We start from the raw sequence: 16,541 nt of genomic DNA on the forward strand, positions 1-16,541 counted from the left end.
CAGTCAACCGGACCGGGCCGTCCCGCACGCCGGTAACGGCAGGACCCGCACGTGTGGGCCGGCACCGACGGGGTAGAGATCGGCATGACCACCGTGACCAAGAGCATCGACGTCGACGTCCCCGTGCGCCGGGCCTACGACCAGTGGACGCAGTTCGAGTCCTTCCCCGCCTTCATGGGCGGGGTCGAGTCGATCCGCCAGGTCGACGACACGCACACCCACTGGACCACGAAGGTCGGTGGCGTCGAGCGCGAGTTCGACACCGTCATCACCGAGCAGCACCCCGACGAGCGCGTCGCGTGGAAGTCCACCGACGGCCCGACGCACGCCGGTGTCGTCACCTTCCACCGCCTCGGAGACTCCCAGACCCGCGTCACCGTGCAGATGGACTGGGAGCCCGAGGGCCTCGTGGAGAAGGTCGGCTCGGCGTTCAACGTCGACGACCACCAGGTCCAGGCCGACCTCAAGAAGTTCAAGACCTTCATCGAGGAGCAGGGCGCGCCCACCGGCGCCTGGCGCGGTGACGTCCCCGCGGGCAACGAGAGCTGAGCCGACGACGCACGTCCGGAGGGCCGGTCCCGCTGCGGGGACCGGCCCTCCGCCCATGATCACCGCGTGAGGCAGGATCGGCGGGTGCCCCTCAGCCTCGCCACCGTGAACGTCAACGGCATCCGGGCCGCGGTCCGCCGCGGCATGCCCGCCTGGCTCGAGCAGCGCCGGCCCGACGTGCTGGCCCTGCAGGAGGTCCGCGCCGACGACGCCACCCTCACCGGTCTCCTGGAGGACTCCCTCGGTGGGGGCTGGCACGTGGCGCACGTCGAGCCGACCGACGCCGGCAGCAAGGGGCGCGCGGGCGTCGCCGTGGCGACCCGCCTGCCCGTCCGCGGGTCGCGCACCACCCTCGACGCGCGGTTCGACGGCACCGGCCGCTGGGTGGAGCTGGACGTCGAGACCCCCGCCAGCCCCACCGGCCTCCTCACCGTCGTGTCCGTCTACGTCCACTCCGGCGAGGCGGGCACCCCCAAGCAGGACGACAAGATGGCCTTCCTCGACGCCGCCGGTGCGCGGATGACCGCGCTCCACGCCGCAGCGGCGGCCGGTGGCCCCCAGGCCGTGGTGTGCGGCGACCTCAACATCGCCCACACCGAGCGCGACATCAAGAACTGGAAGGGCAACCTCAAGAAGGCGGGCTTCCTGCCCGAGGAGCGGGCCCACCTCGACGGCTGGTCCGCGCAGGGGTGGGTGGACGTCGCCCGCCAGCTCGCGGGTCCCGTCGACGGCCCCTACTCCTGGTGGAGCTGGCGCGGGCAGGCCTTCGACCGCGACACCGGCTGGCGCATCGACGCCCAGTGGGCCACCCCCGGCCTGGCCGAGCGCGCGACCTCCTGCGAGGTGGACCGGGCCGCCACCTACGCGGAGCGCTTCAGCGACCACGCGCCCGTCGTCGCCGTGTACGGCGGCTGACCCCGCGATGACCCGCAGGGGGGACACCGGGCGCCTCCACCCCGCCGACCTGGTCGGTCGCCGGGCGTGGCGGCCCGTCCGGGGCTACCGTCGTCCGCATGCCTGAGCAGGCAGCGCGGGGTGGGCTGGCGCCGGTCACCCTGCTGGCCGGTGGAGCGCCGGTCGCCGAGCTGACCATGGCGCGCGTGCCGGCGTCCGTCGGCCACGTGCGCCTCCTCGTGGACGACGCCCTGTCCGACCACGGCGTCACCGACAGGTCCCTCATCGACGCCGCCGTGCTGCTCGCCTCCGAGCTCGCCACCGACGGCGTCCGCCACGGCGCCGGGGAGGACCTCCGCGTGGAGCTCTCCCTCGGGCCGCGCCGCGTGCAGCTCACCGTCACCACCGCCGCGGAGCGGCGCCCCGGTGAGCCGGTGCCCGCGATCGCCGGGCACAGCGAGCAGCTGCTGGACATGCTCACCAGCGCGTGGGACGTTCGCTGCGGTGCAGGTCAGCGCGTGGCCTGGTACCGCCTCGACCGCTGAGGCACCTCTCCCGCAAGGGACGGATGCCGCCCGACCGGGTGGCGCTCGCAGCACGTGGACGGTTGGGTGACCCGGGTGTGCGGACTCTCCGGTGAGCTCAGGTTCGACGGCGCCGCGGCCGACGCGGGCGCGGTGCGGTGCATGTCGGAGGTGCTGGCGCCCCGCGGTCCCGACGGGCAGGGCGAGTGGGCGCGCGGCCCGGTGGCCCTCGCGCACCGCCGCTTGGCGATCATCGACCTGTCCGAGGCCGGTGCGCAGCCCATGCTCGACGGCGAGGACGGCGACGAGCTCGTCGCCGTCTTCAACGGCTGCATCTACAACTACCCGCAGCTGCGCGAGGAGCTGAGCGGCAAGGGCCACCGCTTCCGCTCCACCTCCGACACCGAGGTGATCCTCAAGGCCTACCGCCAGTGGGGCGACGACTTCGTCGACCACCTGGTGGGGATGTTCGCCGTCGTCCTCCACGAGCCGCGCACCGGACGCGTGGTCATGGCCCGCGACCGGCTGGGCATCAAGCCGCTCTACCTCGCCGAGAGCCGCGGTGCCGTCAGGTTCGCCTCCAGCCTGCCGGCGCTCGTCGAGGCCGGTCGCCGCGACGGCACCCTCGACACCTCCATCGACCCGGTGGCGCTGCACCACTACCTGAGCTGGCACGCCGTCGTCCCCGCCCCGCGCACCGTGCTGCGCGGCGTGCGCAAGCTGCCGCCCGCCACCGTGCGCGTCTACGAGCCCGGGTGCGGCGCCGACGGCTTCCGCGACCGCGTCTACTGGCAGCCCACCTACGAGCGCGACTCCGCTAAGGCGGGCTGGTCCGCGCGCGACTGGGAGGACGCCGTGGAGGAGGCGCTGCGCACCGCCGTCCGCCGCCGCCTCGTCGCCGACGTGCCCGTCGGGGTGCTGCTCTCGGGAGGGCTCGACTCCAGCCTCATCGTCGGCCTGCTCGCCGAGGAGGGGCAGACCGGCCTGGCCACCTTCTCCATCGGCTTCGACGCCGCCGGTGGTCGCGAGGGCGACGAGTTCCAGTACTCGGACGTCATCGCTGCGCACTACGGCACGGACCACCACAAGATCGCCGTCGACAGCCCGTCCCTCGTCGACGCGCTCGGGCACGCCATCGGCGCGATGAGCGAGCCGATGGTCAGCCACGACGTCGTCGCCTTCGACCTGCTCTGCCAGCAGGTGGCGCGGGAGATCCGCGTGGTGCAGTCCGGCCAGGGCGCTGACGAGGTCTTCGCCGGCTACCACTGGTACCCGCCGATGGCGCAGGTGCCGGCCGCGCCGGGGGGTGGGTTCGACGTCGACGCCGCCACGGACAGCTACGCCCGCGCGTTCTTCGACCGGGGACCCGACGGACCCGGAGGGATGTCGTGGCTGGTCGGCGACGGCGTCCTCGAGGGGATGCTCGCCGAGGGCGGGTCCGACGCCTCCCGCGCCTTCGTGGCGGCGCACCTCGGCCGGCCCGGCGCGGCCACCGCCGTCGACGCCGCCCTGCGCCTCGACACCGAGGTCATGCTCGTCGACGACCCGGTCAAGCGGGTCGACAACACCTCCATGGCGTGGGGCCTGGAGGCCCGCGTGCCCTTCCTCGACCAGGACCTCGTCACCCTCGCCGCCCAGGTGCCGCCCGAGCTCAAGCTCGCCGACGGCGGCAAGGGGATCCTCAAGGCCATCGGGCGGCGCACCATCCCGACCGAGGTCATCGACAGGCCCAAGGGCTACTTCCCCGTCCCCGCGCTCACGCACCTGGAGGGCGGCGTGCTCGACCTCGTGCGCGACGCCCTCACGAGCGACGCCGCCCGCGACCGGGGCCTGTTCCGGCCGCAGGCCGTGGAGGAGCTCCTCGCCGCCCCCAACGCGGAGCTGACGCCCCTGAAGGGCAACCGCCTGTGGCAGCTGGGGCTGCTGGAGCTCTGGCTGCAGAAGCACGGGGTGCGCTGATGGGGGTCCCCTCCGTGCGGCGGCACCGCCCCGTGGCCGGCCTGCGCGGGCGCCCGCGCGGCGGCGGCCACCCCCGGCACGGCCTCGACCCCGACGTCGTCCTCGACATGGGGTGGGGCCGGCTGGTGTTCGGCAGCACCTTCGACGACCCGGCCGGCGTGCTCGACGCCCTGCGCGACGAGGCCAGCGGCAAGCGCGACATCGCCTGCTACGTGCCCGACCCGCAGGTGCTCGTGGGCACCTCCCCCCACGAGCTGTTCGTGGACCCCTCCTACACCTACCGGCTCGACCTGCACACCTACCGCCAGCGCCGCGACGCCGTCCGCGACGTCGAGGTGCGCACCGTGCAGGCCCGGGAGGAGCTCGAGCAGGTCAACCGCATCTACGCGCGGGCCCGCATGGTCGAGGCCGACGTCGACACGATGTGGGCCAACCAGCGCACCCGCACCTTCACCCACCTCGTGGCGCTCGACCAGCGCACCCTGGGATCCGGCGCCGACGGAGGAGCCCACGCGGCGCCCAAGGTGGTGGGCACCGTGACCGGCGTCGACCACGTCCTCGCCTTCGGAGACCCCGAGGGCGGGTCCAGCCTGTGGTGCCTCGCGGTCGACCCGGACGCCGCACCGCCGGGGACGGGCGAGGCGCTCGTGCGCCGCCTGGCCGAGCGCTACGCGGCCCGCGGCCGGGCGCACCTCGACCTGTCGGTGCTGCACTCCAACTCCGGCGCCATCGCCCTCTACCGCAAGCTCGGCTTCTCGCCCACCTCCGCGGTGTGCGTCAAGCGCAAGAACCCCATCAACCAGGCGCTGTACTCCCCGGTCCCGGCGGGCCTGGACGACGTCAACCCCTACGCGCGGATCATCGCCGACGAGGCGCTGCGCCGAGGGCTGCGGGTGGAGGTCACCGACGCGCCGTCGGGGGAGCTGCGGATCTCCTCCGGCGCGCGCAGCGTGCTGACCCGGGAGTCGCTGTCCGAGCTCACCAGCGCCGTCGCCATGAGCCGCTGCGACGACAAGCGCGTCACCTCCCGGCTGCTGTCCCGCGCCGGCCTGGCGGTGCCCCGGGCGGTCGAGGTCACCGGAGCCGCCGCCGGACCCGACGACGACCTCGGCGCAGCCCGCGCCCTGCTCGCCGAGGTCGGCGACGTCGTCGTCAAGCCCGCCCGGGGGGAGCAGGGCCGCGGCATCACCGTGGGCGTCGCCGACGACGACGCGCTGGCCGCCGCCGTGCGCCGCGCGCTGACCTTCTGCCCGGACGTCGTGGTGGAGCAGCGCGTGGACGGCGAGGACCTCCGCGTCGTCGTCATCGACCACGAGGTGGTGGCCGCCGCGGTGCGCCGACCGGCGCAGGTGGTGGGCAACGGGCGCGACACCATCACCGACCTCGTGCGCCGCCACTCCAAGCGCCGCGCGCAGGCCACCGGCGGGGAGAGCACCGTGCCGCTCGACGAGACCACCGAGGCCGTGGTCGCCGACGCCGGGTACCGCATGGACGACGTCCTGCCCCGGGGCGAGGTGCTCGCGGTGCGGCGCACCGCCAACCTCCACACCGGAGGCACCATCGAGGACGTCACCGACCGCCTCCACCCCGTCGTCGCCGAGGCGGCGCGCCGCGCGAGCAGGGTCATCGGCATCCCCGTGACCGGCCTGGACTTCCTCGTGCCGGACGTCGAGGGCGACCAGTACGTGATCATCGAGGCGAACGAGCGGCCGGGGCTGGCCAACCACGAGCCCCAGCCCACCGCGGAGCGCTTCGTGGACCTGCTGTTCCCCGAGACCCGCCGCTGACCCCGCCCGCGCCCGGGCAGGACGGCCCCCCGCGTCCGGGTGAGCGTCCGGACGCGCGCTCAGGTGGGTCCCGGAGGTGCCGAAGCCAAGGGTCGACGACCCTCGACGCACCACCGGGAGACCCTCTGATGCGCAGCCGCCTGCACGACACGAGCATCACGACCAGGCTCGTCGCGGCCTTCACCGTGATCACCGTGGTCTTCGTGGCGCTCGGCGCGCTGTGCGCCGTCTCCCTCGACCGCGCGCAGCAGCGGCTCACGGAGGTCGCCGAGGGCAACGTGCGCGCCCTCACCTCCATCGGCCGCGTCTACGCCGACCACGTGGCCCTGGCGCGAGACCTGGAGGCGCTCAACGTGGCCGTGGCGCGCGAGGGCCAGCGCCCCGGTGGCACGTCGCTGGCCCTGGAGTCGGTGCAGAAGAGCGAGACCGCCCTCGCCGACCAGTGGAAGGACTACCTGGCCACCGGGCCCGCGGCCGACCGCGTGACGGTGGCCACCGTCGGGCACACCCTCGACGCCTGGACCGTGACGCGCCCGCCGGTCCTGGAGGCGGCCGCCGCCGGTGACCTGACCACCACCTCCGAGCGCCTGCAGGCCACGCGCGCGCTCATCGGCATGGTCGGCCAGTTCGTGCTGCAGCTGCAGCAGGTCGAGCTGGAGCAGGCGGCCGCGGAGCACGCGGCGGGCGCCTCCGAGACCTCCTGGGCGCGCTGGGCGGTGGTGGTCGTCTCGGCGCTGGCCGTCCTGGCGGCGGTCGGCATGGTCGTGGTGCTCACGCGCAGCATCGGGCGTCCGCTCGCCCGGGTCCTCGAGGTGGTCCAGGGCCTGGCGCAGGGGCGGCTCGACCAGCGCACCGGCATCGCCAGCAAGGACGAGGTGGGTCGCCTGGCCGTGGCCACCGACGCCTCCGTCGACCAGCTGGCCGGCGTGGTGCGCAGCATCACCCAGCGCGCCGACGCCCTCTCGGCGACCTCCGCCGAGCTGGCCGGCGTGGCGGGCCAGCTCTCCGCCGGGGCGCAGGAGTCCTCCGCGCAGGCCCAGGTGGTGGCCGGGGCCTCGGAGGAGATCTCCGCCTCGATGGGGACCATCGCCGCTGCGGGCGAGGAGATGACCTCCGCCATCGGGGAGATCGCCTCCTCGACGGCCACCGCCGCCCAGACCGCCGCCGACGCGGTGGCCACCGCGGAGCAGGCCGACGCGATCCTGCGGCGCCTGGGCACCTCGAGCCGCGAGATCGGTGAGGTGGTCAAGCTCATCACCTCCATCGCGGAGCAGACCAACCTGCTGGCGCTGAACGCGACGATCGAGGCCGCCCGCGCCGGGGAGGCCGGCAAGGGCTTCGCGGTGGTGGCCGGCGAGGTGAAGGACCTCGCCGGGCAGACCGCCCGCGCCACCGAGCAGATCGTGTCCCGGGTGCAGGCGACCCAGGCCGACGCCGTGGACGCGACCGCGGCGATCCAGCAGATCAGCGAGGTCATCGGGCGGATCGACGCCCTGCAGGCCACCGTCGCCTCGGCGGTGGAGGAGCAGTCGGCCACGACGGCCGAGATGGTCCGCTCGGTCAACGAGGTGTCCTCGGGCACGCGCGAGATCAGCGCCGGCATCGGCGGTGTCGCCAGCGGGGCGGCGCGCACCACCAGCAGCGCGGAGGCCGCGACGCGCACCGCTGAGGAGCTGGCCGGCACCGCCGAGGAGATGCGCCGCGCGGTGTCCACGTTCACCCTCTGACGGCTCAGGACGCCTCAGGACGCCTCAGGACGGCTCAGGACGGCTCTGGAGCCGTTCAGCGCGACGCGGGAGGCCTGCGGTCCTAGCGTGATCGGCCGTGACCGCTGCACCTCCGCCGTCCGCCCCGACCGTCGACCAGAACGCCGACCAGCCCCGTGACCTGCCGGTCGACGAGGACTACCTGCGCTCCACGATGGTCGACCTGCTGCTCACCCCGAGCCCGTCAGGTCGCACCGATGCGGTGATGCAGCTCGTGGGAGACCGCATCTCGGCGCTCGGGCTGCCGTTCGACCTGACCCGCCGCGGCCTGCTGCGCGCGCGCCTGGGCACCGGCAGCACGGTGCGGCGCGCCGTCGTCGTCCACGCCGACACCATCGGGTGCATGGTCAAGCGCCTCAAGGAGAACGGGCGCCTGGAGGTGGTGCCGGTCGGCACGCACAGCGCGCGGTTCTCCGAGGGCGCCCACGTCACGGTGATGACCGACGACCCCGACTGCGTCTACACCGGCACCGTGCTGCCGCTGCTGAGCGCCGGGCACGCCTTCGGCGACGACATCGACACCCAGGGCGTCGGCTGGCACCAGGTGGAGGTCCGCATCGACGAGCCCGTCACCGACCTCGCCGGGCTGGCGGCGCTGGGGATCCAGGTCGGCGACTTCGTGGCCCTCGACGCCGACCCGCGCATCACGCCGGGCGGCTTCGTGAAGAGCCGCCACCTCGACGACAAGGCCGGGCTCGCCGCCTGCCTCACCGCGCTCAAGGCGCTGGCCGACGCCGGCGTCCAGCCGCGGGTCACCGCGCAGCTGCTCGTGACCATCGGCGAGGAGGTCGGCTTCGGCGCCACGCACGGCCTCGACCCCGACATCTCCGAGCTGGTCGCCGTCGACAACGCCGTGGTGGCCGCTGGGCAGGCGAGCTCGGAGCGCACGGTCAACGTCGGGATGATGGACATGACCGGCCCGTTCGACTACCACCTGTCGCGCCGGCTGCTGGCCCTCGCCGCCGAGCACGACGTGCCCGCGCACCGCGACGTCTACCGCCACTACCGCTCCGACGCCGCCCCCGCGCTGGAGGCGGGCATCGAGGCGCGGGCCGCGCTCATCGGTGCCGGCGTCGACTCTGGGCACGGTCACGAGCGCACGCACCTGGAGGGGCTGGTGGCGCTGACGCGGCTGCTGGTGCTCTACCTGCAGACCGACCTCGTCTTCGCCGACTGGGACCGGCGTGCCGCCGGCCCGCTGGAGGAGTTTCCCTCGGAGTCGGTGCAGCCGGCGCCGCGCGAGCCCGCCCGCGAGGACGCCACCGGCGCCTGACCCCGGTCCTCCCGCACCGCCCCCTCTGCCCACTTTCCTCAGCAAGTGCGGATCCTGCTCCCTCCCTTTCCGCACTTGCCGCGGCAAGTGCGCTTCTGCCGGACCTGTTGCCGCACTTTCCGGGGCAAGTGCAGAGAGGGTGAGGCGGAGGACGACGACTGCGAGCACGTCGTCCGCCCACAGGGCCGGTCCGCGGCCCTGACGTCCACAGGCGCAGCTGCGAGGGCGCGGTGCTCAGCGCCGGAGCGGACACCGTTCGCGCATGCCGAAGAAGCGCCCCTGGCCCGACGAGCTCCCTGACGTCTTCCGCGTCTCCGACGCGCTCGAACAGGGAGCCCTCACCCCGAGCCAGTTGCGCGACCCCAGGCTGCGCCGCCTCTTCCACGGGGTCTGCGCACCGCGGTCCGTCCCCGTCGACCACGCCCTGCGCTGCCGCGGGGCAGCCCTCGTCGTCCCGCCGTCGGCGCGGCTCACGGGGACCTCGCTCGCGACCGTCGCTGGAGCACCGCTCGCCGAGACCTGGGACGACGTCGAATGGGTCGTCCCGCACAGCGACTGGCGCACCGGCCCCCGCGGAACCGTGCTGCGCGCGGCGTCGCGCGGTCCGCTCGGTGACACGACGTGGCGCGGTGTGCCCACGGCGTCACGTGAACGCATGGGTTTCGACCTCGCGGCGAGGTGCGGCCTCGAGCTGGGGACCGCTCGGCTCGACGTCGTCGTCCGCGCACGTCTGCTGGACCTCGACCTCTTCAAGGCCTGGCTCCTGACGCGGCACGACGACGGCGTCGTCACCGCCCGCGCGGCCGCCGACCTGTGCGACCCCCGAGCGGAGTCGATCCCCGAGTCCCGCTGCCGTGTGCGCCTCACGCGCGCCGGGTTCGCGGTGGAGCCGCAGGTCGACGTCTTCGACAGCAGCGGCGTGTTCGTCGGGCGGGTGGACCTGGCGCTGATCGAGTGGAAGATCGCCGTCGAGTACGAGGGCAAGTGGCGCACGCTCGTGGAGGGACAGCTCACCGCTGACCGGCTGCGCCTCGACGCTCTGCGCCACGCCGGGTGGAAGGTCGTCCACATCACGGCGGAGCGGATGAAGGGGCGCGGCGAGGTCGAGGACGCCGTCCGCCGCGCCGTTGCTGAGCGCATCGCCGGCGTCTGACTCCCGTCCCCCCCGGCGGCGCACTTGCCGAGGAAAGTGCGCCAAAACCTGCCCTCCTTCTCGCACTTGCCGGGGAAAGTGCGAGAAGGAGGGGCTGAAAGGAGCACTCGCCGCGGAAAGTGCGGGAAGAGCTGGGGAGGGTGTCAGCGCAGGCGGGACGCTCCGGGGGAGGCCAGCGCCCGCAGGAACGCCGGCTCGGGGTGGCCCGCCTCCAGCGCCGCCGCCCGCACCGCAGACGCCACGGCCTCCTCGGTGCCGGCGCGCACGAGGGCCACCGCCGACCCGCCGAACCCGCCGCCGGTCATCCGGGCGCCCAGCGCGCCGGCGGCCTCCGCCGCCGAGCAGACCACGTCGAGCTCGGGGCAGGAGATCTCGTAGTCGTCGCGCATCGACGCGTGCGACGCGGACAGCACCGGGCCGACGTCGTCGATGCACGCCACCGCGCCCACGCCGCTGACCCCCACGCAGCTGCCCTGGGCCGCCGACGTGAGGAGCGACACCACCTGGTGCACCCGGGCGGTCTCGCTGATGACGTGGCGGGTGCGGCGCACCAGCTCCTCGACGCGGTCAGCGCCCTCTCCGGCCTCGGCCGCGGCCGTGCGCAGCCGGTCCAGCACCGCCTCGGCGCCCTCCGCGGTGCCCCCGGCCTCCGTCACGGCCTCGGCCAGCAGCCCGTGCCCGAGCAGCTCCGCTGCCCGCTCCGAGGCCGCGCGCCGGGAGCCGTACTCGCCGTCGGCGTGGCGGTGGGGGGCGCGGGTGTCCATGACGAGCAGCGCCCGGCCGTGCTCGGCCAGCGGCAGCGGCACCTGGGTCACCGCCCCGGTGGCGCTGTCGAGCCTCAGCGCGTGCTCAGCGGTGCACCGCAGCGACGCCGCCTGGTCCATGCCACCGGTGGAGGCGCGGGCCACCTCGTTCTCGGCCCGCACGCACGCCGCGGCCAGCTCGGCGCGGAACGCGTCGGCGGAGGTCTCGCCCAGCGAGCCCAGGTCCGCCACGGCCAGGGCGACCACGCACTCCAGCGCCGCCGAGCTCGACAGCCCCGCGCCCAGGGGGACGGTCGAGACGACGGCGGCGTCCACACCGCCGACGGCGTGCCCGGCCTGCGCCAGCGCCCACAGCACCCCGGCCACGTAGGCGGCCCAGCCCTCGGGCGCGCCGGGGCCGACGTCGGACAGGTGCCCCTGCCAGACGCTGGGCTCCCCGCCCAGGTCGGCTGCCGAGACCACCCGCACCACGCCGTCCTGGCGGGCCCGCACCGCGGCGACCGTGCTGTGCGGCAGCGCCAGCGGCAGCACCGGACCGCCGTTGTAGTCGAGGTGCTCGCCGATGAGGTTGACCCGCCCGGGCGCGGACCACACGCCGTCGGCCTGGCCCTCCCAGTGCCCGGCGAACAGCGCCACCGCCGCGTCGGCCGCGGCCGACGCGGGCGCCGCCTCCAGCCAGGTCGGCGCGCCCTGCGCCGTCGTCGGCGTCGTCGTCACGAAGCCACCTCCCGCAGCCGGTCGGCGATCCGCTCCGGCGTCGTGTCGTTGATCCAGGCGCCGGCCCCGGACTCCGAGCCGGCGAGGTACTTCAGCTTGCCGGGCTGGCGCAGCACGGAGAAGGCCTGCAGGTGCAGCCTGCCCAGGTCGCGGTCGGCGCCGAGCGGCGCCTGGTGCCAGCCGGCGATGTACGGCAGCGCGTCCACCCCGTCGAAGTACCGGTCCAGCCGCTTGAGCATCTCCGAGTACACCTGCGCCAGCTCGTCGCGCTCGCCGGCGTCCAGCGCCGCGAGGTCGGGCACGTCGCGGTGCGGCGCCAGGTGGAACTCGACGGGCCAGCGCGCGGCGGCCGGCACGTACGCCGTCCAGTGCTCCCCGCGCAGCACGACCCGGGTGCCCGCGCGCTGCTCGGCGGCCAGCACGTCGGCCAGCAGCGACGTGCCGTGCGCGGCGCGGTGGCGCTGGGCCTGCACGAGCAGCTGGGAGGTGCGCGGGGTGGGCGCGGGGTAGGCGTAGATCTGCCCGTGGGGGTGCTGCAGCGTCACCCCGATCTCCTTGCCGCGGTTCTCGAAGACGAACACCTCGCCGCCCTCGCGCACGCCGGCCAGCGACGACAGCTCCGCCGTCCGGTCGGCCCACGCCTCCACCACGGTCCGCACGCGCGAGACGGGGAGGGAGGCGAAGGTCGCGGAGTGGTCCGCGGTGAAGCAGACCACCTCGCAGCGCCCGACGGCCGGGCGCACCGGCCACAGCGCCTCGCCGTCCACGAGCGACTCCGCCTGCGAGGCCAGGTCCGTGCCCGCCCCGGCGTAGGAGGGGAACCGGTTGGCGAAGACGACCACGTCGTAGTCGGCCTCGGGCACCTCGCCGGGCTCCTTGCCCGGGCGCGCCGGGCACAGGGGGCACAGGTCGGCCGGGGGCATGAAGGTGCGGTCCTGGCGGTGGGCGGCGTGCGCGACCCACTCGCCGGTCAGCACGTCCCACCGCATCGTCGAGGTGGTGGCCACCGCCGGCAGGTCGCGGGTGTCGACGGCGGAGCGCGCATTCGCGCCGGAGACCCACGGCTCGGTGTCGTCGAAGTAGTGGATGGGCCGGCCGTCGGCCATCTGCCGGTCGGTGCGCCGCACGTGCGCCATCGACGTCCTCCTGGTGCTGGGGCCTGTGCTCTCAGCTGTCGCTGCGCAGCGCCGCGGCCGCTGGTGGGCGGCGGCTCCGCCGGCCCGCGGAGCACGCTACTCGCGAGGTGGGGCTGTGCGGAAGTGTTCGCAAGTGTGTTGTTCTGTTGGTTCTTGTGAGGTGTGCCCCGGGCTCCGCTGGCACCTCCGGCAGCGGTCGGGGACGACGACGAGCGCCGCCGTCAGCCCAGCGCCGCAGCCCGCTCCGCGACGACCAGCCGCCCCACCCGCGCCGCCAGCAGGTCGCGGGCCGCCTGCGGCAGGCCGTCGTCCGTGACGAGCACGTCGACGTCCTCCAGCGCCGCGATGCCGGCCAGGCCCACCACGTGCCACTTGGAGGAGTCGGCCACCACCACCACGTGCCGCGCCGCCGCCACGAGGGCCCGGTTGGTCTCGCCCTCGACGAGGTTCGGCGTGGTCAGACCCGCCTGCGCGTCGACCCCGTGCACGCCCAGCAGCAGCGTGTCGACGTGGAGCGACCGCAGCGCGGCCACCGCCACCGGCCCCACCAGCGCGTCCGAGGGGGTGCGCTCCCCGCCGGTGAGCACCACCGACCCGCCCGACAGGCTCGACCCGTCGGGGGCGCACCACGCCTCGTGCAGCACCTGCGCCACCGGCAGGGAGTTCGTCACCACCGTCAGGCCGGGGGTGTCCACGAGGGCGGACGCGACGGCGTGCGTCGTCGTCCCCGCCGAGATGGCCACCGAGGAGCCGGGGGCGACCAGCGCGGCCGCGGCCCGGGCGATGGCCTCCTTCTGGGGCAGCGCCATCTGCGACTTGGCGCTGAAGCCGGGCTCCTCGGCGCGCGCCGACAGCGCCGTGGCACCGCCGTGCACCCGCGCGACCAGGCCCCGCCCGGCGAGGATGGTGATGTCGCGGCGGACGGTCATCTCGGAGACGCCGAGCGCGCTCACGAGGTCGCTGACGCGCGCCCCGCCGTGGGCGCGCACCTCCTCCAGGATCCGCTCCTGGCGCTGCCGGGCGAGCACCCCCGCAGGCTACGGCCGTTCGACGCCCGGTGCCGGACCTGCGCACGGGACCAGCCGCACGACCAGCCGCCCGACCAGCGCTCGGACGCGGCCTGATCCGCGGCGCGGACCGCTGGTGGTTGACTGGGAGCGTGCCAGCCCGCCTGTTCTCCGGCATGCAGCCGACCGCAGACTCCCTCCACCTCGGCAACTACCTGGGGGCGCTGGTCAACTGGGTGTCGATGCAGGAGACCTACGACGCCACCTACTGCGTGGTCGACCTGCACGCCCTGACCGTCTCGCCCGACCCGGAGGCGCTGCGCCAGCGCACCCGCGTCACAGCCGCCCAGTACCTCGCGGCGGGCATCGACCCGGAGCGCTCCACGCTCTTCGTGCAGAGCCACGCCCCGGAGCACGCGCAGCTGGCGTGGCTGCTCAACTGCCTCACGGGCTTCGGCGAGGCCGGCCGCATGACCCAGTTCAAGGACAAGACCGCCCGCTTCGGGGCGGACCAGCAGAACGTGGGCCTGTTCGCCTACCCGGTGCTGCAGGCGGCGGACATCCTCGTCCACGACGCCGACCGCGTGCCCGTCGGAGAGGACCAGCGCCAGCACCTGGAGCTCACCCGCGACCTCGCCCAGAGGTTCAACGCGCGCTACGGCGAGACCTTCGTCGTGCCCGACGTCCACATCGTCGCCGCCACCGCCAAGGTCAACGACCTGCAGAACCCCGGCGCCAAGATGAGCAAGAGCGCGTCCTCGCCCAACGGGATCATCGAGCTCCTCGACGACCCGAAGAAGACCGCCAAGAAGATCCGCTCGGCGGTCACCGACACGGGCACCGAGGTGCGGTTCGACCCGGCCGAGAAGCCCGGCGTGTCCAACCTGCTCACCATCCACTCGGCGCTGTCCGGCGAGAGCATCGCCTCCCTGGAGGACCGGTTCGCCGGCAAGGGCTACGGCCACCTCAAGGTGGAGGTCGCCGACGTGGTGGTCTCCGCCCTGGCCCCGGTGCGCGAGCGCGCGCTGGAGCTCCTGGCCGACCCGGCCGAGCTGGACGCGCTGCTGGCCCGCGGTGCGCAGCGCGCCCGCGAGCGCGCCTCGGCGGTGCTGGCGCGCGCCTTCGACCGGGTGGGCCTGCTGCCCGCCCCCCGCTGAGGGGCCGCGTCCTGGTGACGACGACGAGGTCGGCGGGCGGCGCGGTCGCCCCCGGGGGCGCCGAGGCGCTGACCGGCGTCTTCACCGTCGTCCCGGCCGCGGGTGAGGTCCTCATCGGCGTGGCCATCGCCGTGCCGCAGCCGTGGGCCGCGGAGCTGGAGGCCTGGCGCCGCAGCTTCGGGGACCCCCTGGGCGCCACCGTCCCCGCGCACGTGACGCTCGTCCCGCCGACGGCCGTGCGGCGCGCTGACCTGCCGGCGGTGCGCGAGCACCTGGCGCGGGCCACCGCCGCCGGCGGGCCGTTCCGCGTGGAGCTGGACGGCACCGACAGCTTCCGCCCGGTGACCCCGGTGGTCTACGTGCGCCTGGCCGCGGGCGCGCACGAGTGCACCGCCCTGGAGGACAGGGTGCGCAGCGGGGTGCTGGGCACGCAGCGGCGCTTCCCGTTCCACCCGCACGTGACGGTGGCCCAGCAGCTGGACGACGCGGTGCTCGACGAGGCGAGCGCCCAGCTGTCGGGGTACGACGCGTCCTTCGAGGTCTGCGAGGTCGACCTGTACGAGCTCGGCACCGACGGCCGCTGGCGATCGGTGCAGACCTTCCGCCTGGGCGGCTGACACGGGCGGCTGGCGCTCGGCGGGCGCGCGGCCCGGGGGTGCGCCACGATCGGCGGCGTGATCGACGCGCCCGCCGCTGCCCGCCCCCGCCGCCGGGGCGCCTGATGGGCGCGGTGCTGGGCCTCTGGCAGAAGTACCAGGCCAGCCACCTGGGACGGGCGCTGGCGCACTACGGCCGCGAGCGCGGGCAGATCCTCGCCGGCGGCCTGGCGTACGTGGCGCTGTTCTCGCTCTCGGCGATCCTCGTGCTGCTCTTCACCATCTCGGGGCGGGTGCTGGCGGCCAACCCGGCGCTGCTGGACACCGTCGTCAGCACCATCAACGGCTACGTCCCCAACCTCCTCGGTGACCCGGACAGAGGCGCCGCGCTCGACCCGCAGTCGCTGCTCAACACCAACGCCCTGTCCACCACGGGCGCCATCACCCTCGTCATCGCGCTGCTGGCGGGCACGGGCTGGATCGACGCGCTGCGCGAGGGCGTGCGCGCCATGTTCGGCGTCGCCACCGACCAGCACGCCATCTGGTGGCAGAAGGCGCGCGACCTGGGGATGCTCATCACCCTCGGGCTGGCGGTGCTGAGCTCAGCGGTCGCCTCCATCGCGGTGAACGCCGCAGCGCCGTGGCTGCTGGGCCTGGTCGGCCTCCAGGAGAGCGGTCTGTCCAAGGCCGTCCTCTACGTGCTGGGCATCGGCATCGTCTTCGCCGCGGACTGGGTGATCTTCGTCATCCTCCTGCGCGTGCTGAGCCGCCTGGCCATCCCGTGGCGGCACCTGCGCTCGGCGGCGCTGCTGGGGGCTGCGCTGTTCGGCGTCCTGAAGATCCTCGCCGGACAGGGCCTGAGCTTCCTCACCGGCACGTCGAACCCGCTGCTCACCACGGCCGGCGTCATCGCCGGCCTGCTGGTCTGGCTCAACATCCTCTTCCGCGTGGTGCTCACCACGGCGGCGTGGGCGGCCACCGACCCGGTGGTGGTCGCGCACCTCACCGCAGACCAGGGCGCCCCCGTGCTGGGGCCCCCGGTCGGTCCCGCCGCCGACGCCGCGCTGGCCCGCGCGTCGCTGCCGCACCACATCCCCTCCCACGGCGAGCGCGCCGCTGACCGCGTGCAGGTGGCGGCCGGCGTGGTGCTCGGAGCGTCGGTGGCCACCGGGGCCGCGCTTCTCCTGGGCGGTGCCAGGGGCGTGATCGGCGCGGTGCGACCCCCGAAGCGGAACCCCTGAGGACCACCCGGTCGGGCT

The 16,541-nt window shown here is 74.8% G+C and carries 14 protein-coding genes; 11 read left to right on the top strand and 3 right to left on the bottom strand.

Translation table 11 applies throughout. The features are described from left to right. Positions 1-84 precede the first annotated feature (84 nt). From FMM08_RS01305 to FMM08_RS01340, 8 genes are all read left to right on the top strand, one after another. On the top strand, positions 85-549 hold the full coding sequence (locus tag FMM08_RS01305; protein WP_147924522.1) for an SRPBCC family protein: 465 nt from the start codon (positions 85-87) through the stop codon (positions 547-549). 84 nt (positions 550-633) lie between these two features. Further along, positions 634-1,464, top strand: a complete 831-nt coding sequence (locus FMM08_RS01310; protein WP_222710268.1) for an exodeoxyribonuclease III — start codon at positions 634-636, stop codon at positions 1,462-1,464. A 98-nt stretch (positions 1,465-1,562) separates the two neighbouring features. Then, positions 1,563-1,988 carry an ATP-binding protein gene (locus FMM08_RS01315; RefSeq protein WP_147924524.1) on the top strand — a complete coding sequence of 142 codons (426 nt, stop codon included), beginning with the start codon at positions 1,563-1,565 and terminating at the stop codon, positions 1,986-1,988. Positions 1,989-2,063: 75 nt separating this feature from the next. Continuing rightward, a complete protein-coding gene (locus FMM08_RS01320; protein WP_147924525.1) occupies positions 2,064-3,926 on the top strand; it encodes an N-acetylglutaminylglutamine amidotransferase in 1,863 nt (620 codons plus the stop codon). After that, positions 3,926-5,713 carry an N-acetylglutaminylglutamine synthetase gene (ngg, locus tag FMM08_RS01325; protein ID WP_147924526.1) on the top strand — a complete coding sequence of 596 codons (1,788 nt, stop codon included), beginning with the start codon at positions 3,926-3,928 and terminating at the stop codon, positions 5,711-5,713. The genes FMM08_RS01320 and ngg overlap by 1 nt, the downstream gene beginning before the upstream one ends. Positions 5,714-5,841: 128 nt before the next feature. Then, positions 5,842-7,440, top strand: a complete 1,599-nt coding sequence (locus tag FMM08_RS01330) for a methyl-accepting chemotaxis protein (protein WP_147924527.1) — start codon at positions 5,842-5,844, stop codon at positions 7,438-7,440. A gap of 97 nt (positions 7,441-7,537) precedes the next feature. Continuing rightward, positions 7,538-8,752: an osmoprotectant NAGGN system M42 family peptidase gene (locus FMM08_RS01335; RefSeq protein WP_255471922.1), complete on the top strand. Its 1,215-nt coding sequence runs from the start codon at positions 7,538-7,540 to the stop codon at positions 8,750-8,752. Positions 8,753-9,014: 262 nt separating this feature from the next. Beyond that, a complete protein-coding gene (locus FMM08_RS01340) occupies positions 9,015-9,905 on the top strand; it encodes a putative endonuclease domain-containing protein (protein WP_147924528.1) in 891 nt (296 codons plus the stop codon). 143 nt (positions 9,906-10,048) lie between these two features. Here FMM08_RS01340 and galK read toward each other — a convergent pair whose 3' ends face one another. From galK to FMM08_RS01355, 3 genes are all read right to left on the bottom strand, one after another. Further along, the gene (galK, locus tag FMM08_RS01345) at positions 10,049-11,386 is read right to left on the bottom strand and encodes a galactokinase (RefSeq protein WP_222710269.1); all 1,338 of its coding nucleotides are present in this window, start codon (positions 11,384-11,386) and stop codon (positions 10,049-10,051) included. Then, the gene (galT, locus tag FMM08_RS01350) at positions 11,383-12,522 is read right to left on the bottom strand and encodes a galactose-1-phosphate uridylyltransferase (protein WP_187279456.1); all 1,140 of its coding nucleotides are present in this window, start codon (positions 12,520-12,522) and stop codon (positions 11,383-11,385) included. The genes galK and galT overlap by 4 nt, the downstream gene beginning before the upstream one ends. A gap of 221 nt (positions 12,523-12,743) precedes the next feature. Continuing rightward, entirely contained in the window at positions 12,744-13,550 is an 807-nt protein-coding gene (locus tag FMM08_RS01355) for a DeoR/GlpR family DNA-binding transcription regulator (protein ID WP_147924529.1), read from the bottom strand. Positions 13,551-13,681: 131 nt separating this feature from the next. Here FMM08_RS01355 and trpS point away from each other — a divergent pair, with 131 nt between their 5' ends. The 3 genes from trpS to FMM08_RS01370 all read left to right on the top strand — a co-directional run bounded on the left by trpS (position 13,682) and on the right by FMM08_RS01370 (position 16,523). Next, positions 13,682-14,686, top strand: coding sequence for a tryptophan--tRNA ligase (gene trpS / locus FMM08_RS01360; protein WP_255471924.1), 1,005 nt, complete (start codon positions 13,682-13,684; stop codon positions 14,684-14,686). A gap of 14 nt (positions 14,687-14,700) precedes the next feature. Next, positions 14,701-15,303, top strand: coding sequence for a 2'-5' RNA ligase family protein (locus FMM08_RS01365; protein WP_255471925.1), 603 nt, complete (start codon positions 14,701-14,703; stop codon positions 15,301-15,303). A gap of 104 nt (positions 15,304-15,407) precedes the next feature. Next, positions 15,408-16,523, top strand: a complete 1,116-nt coding sequence (locus FMM08_RS01370; protein ID WP_147924530.1) for a YihY/virulence factor BrkB family protein — start codon at positions 15,408-15,410, stop codon at positions 16,521-16,523. Positions 16,524-16,541 lie beyond the last annotated feature (18 nt).

Origin of the sequence: Quadrisphaera setariae, assembly GCF_008041935.1 — a bacterium.
Taxonomy (GTDB): domain Bacteria; phylum Actinomycetota; class Actinomycetes; order Actinomycetales; family Quadrisphaeraceae; genus Quadrisphaera; species Quadrisphaera setariae.

What these genes read in the sequence shown, in the direction of transcription:
- FMM08_RS01305 (WP_147924522.1), top strand. Translation starts at nt 85, where the DNA reads ATGACCACCGTGACCAAGAGCATCGACGTCGACGTCCCCGTGCGCCGG.
- FMM08_RS01315 (WP_147924524.1), top strand. Translation starts at nt 1,563, where the DNA reads ATGCCTGAGCAGGCAGCGCGGGGTGGGCTGGCGCCGGTCACCCTGCTG.
- ngg (WP_147924526.1), top strand. Translation starts at nt 3,926, where the DNA reads ATGGGGGTCCCCTCCGTGCGGCGGCACCGCCCCGTGGCCGGCCTGCGC.
- FMM08_RS01330 (WP_147924527.1), top strand. Translation starts at nt 5,842, where the DNA reads ATGCGCAGCCGCCTGCACGACACGAGCATCACGACCAGGCTCGTCGCG.
- FMM08_RS01340 (WP_147924528.1), top strand. Translation starts at nt 9,015, where the DNA reads ATGCCGAAGAAGCGCCCCTGGCCCGACGAGCTCCCTGACGTCTTCCGC.
- galT (WP_187279456.1), bottom strand. Translation starts at nt 12,522, where the DNA reads ATGGCGCACGTGCGGCGCACCGACCGGCAGATGGCCGACGGCCGGCCC.
- FMM08_RS01370 (WP_147924530.1), top strand. Translation starts at nt 15,408, where the DNA reads ATGGGCGCGGTGCTGGGCCTCTGGCAGAAGTACCAGGCCAGCCACCTG.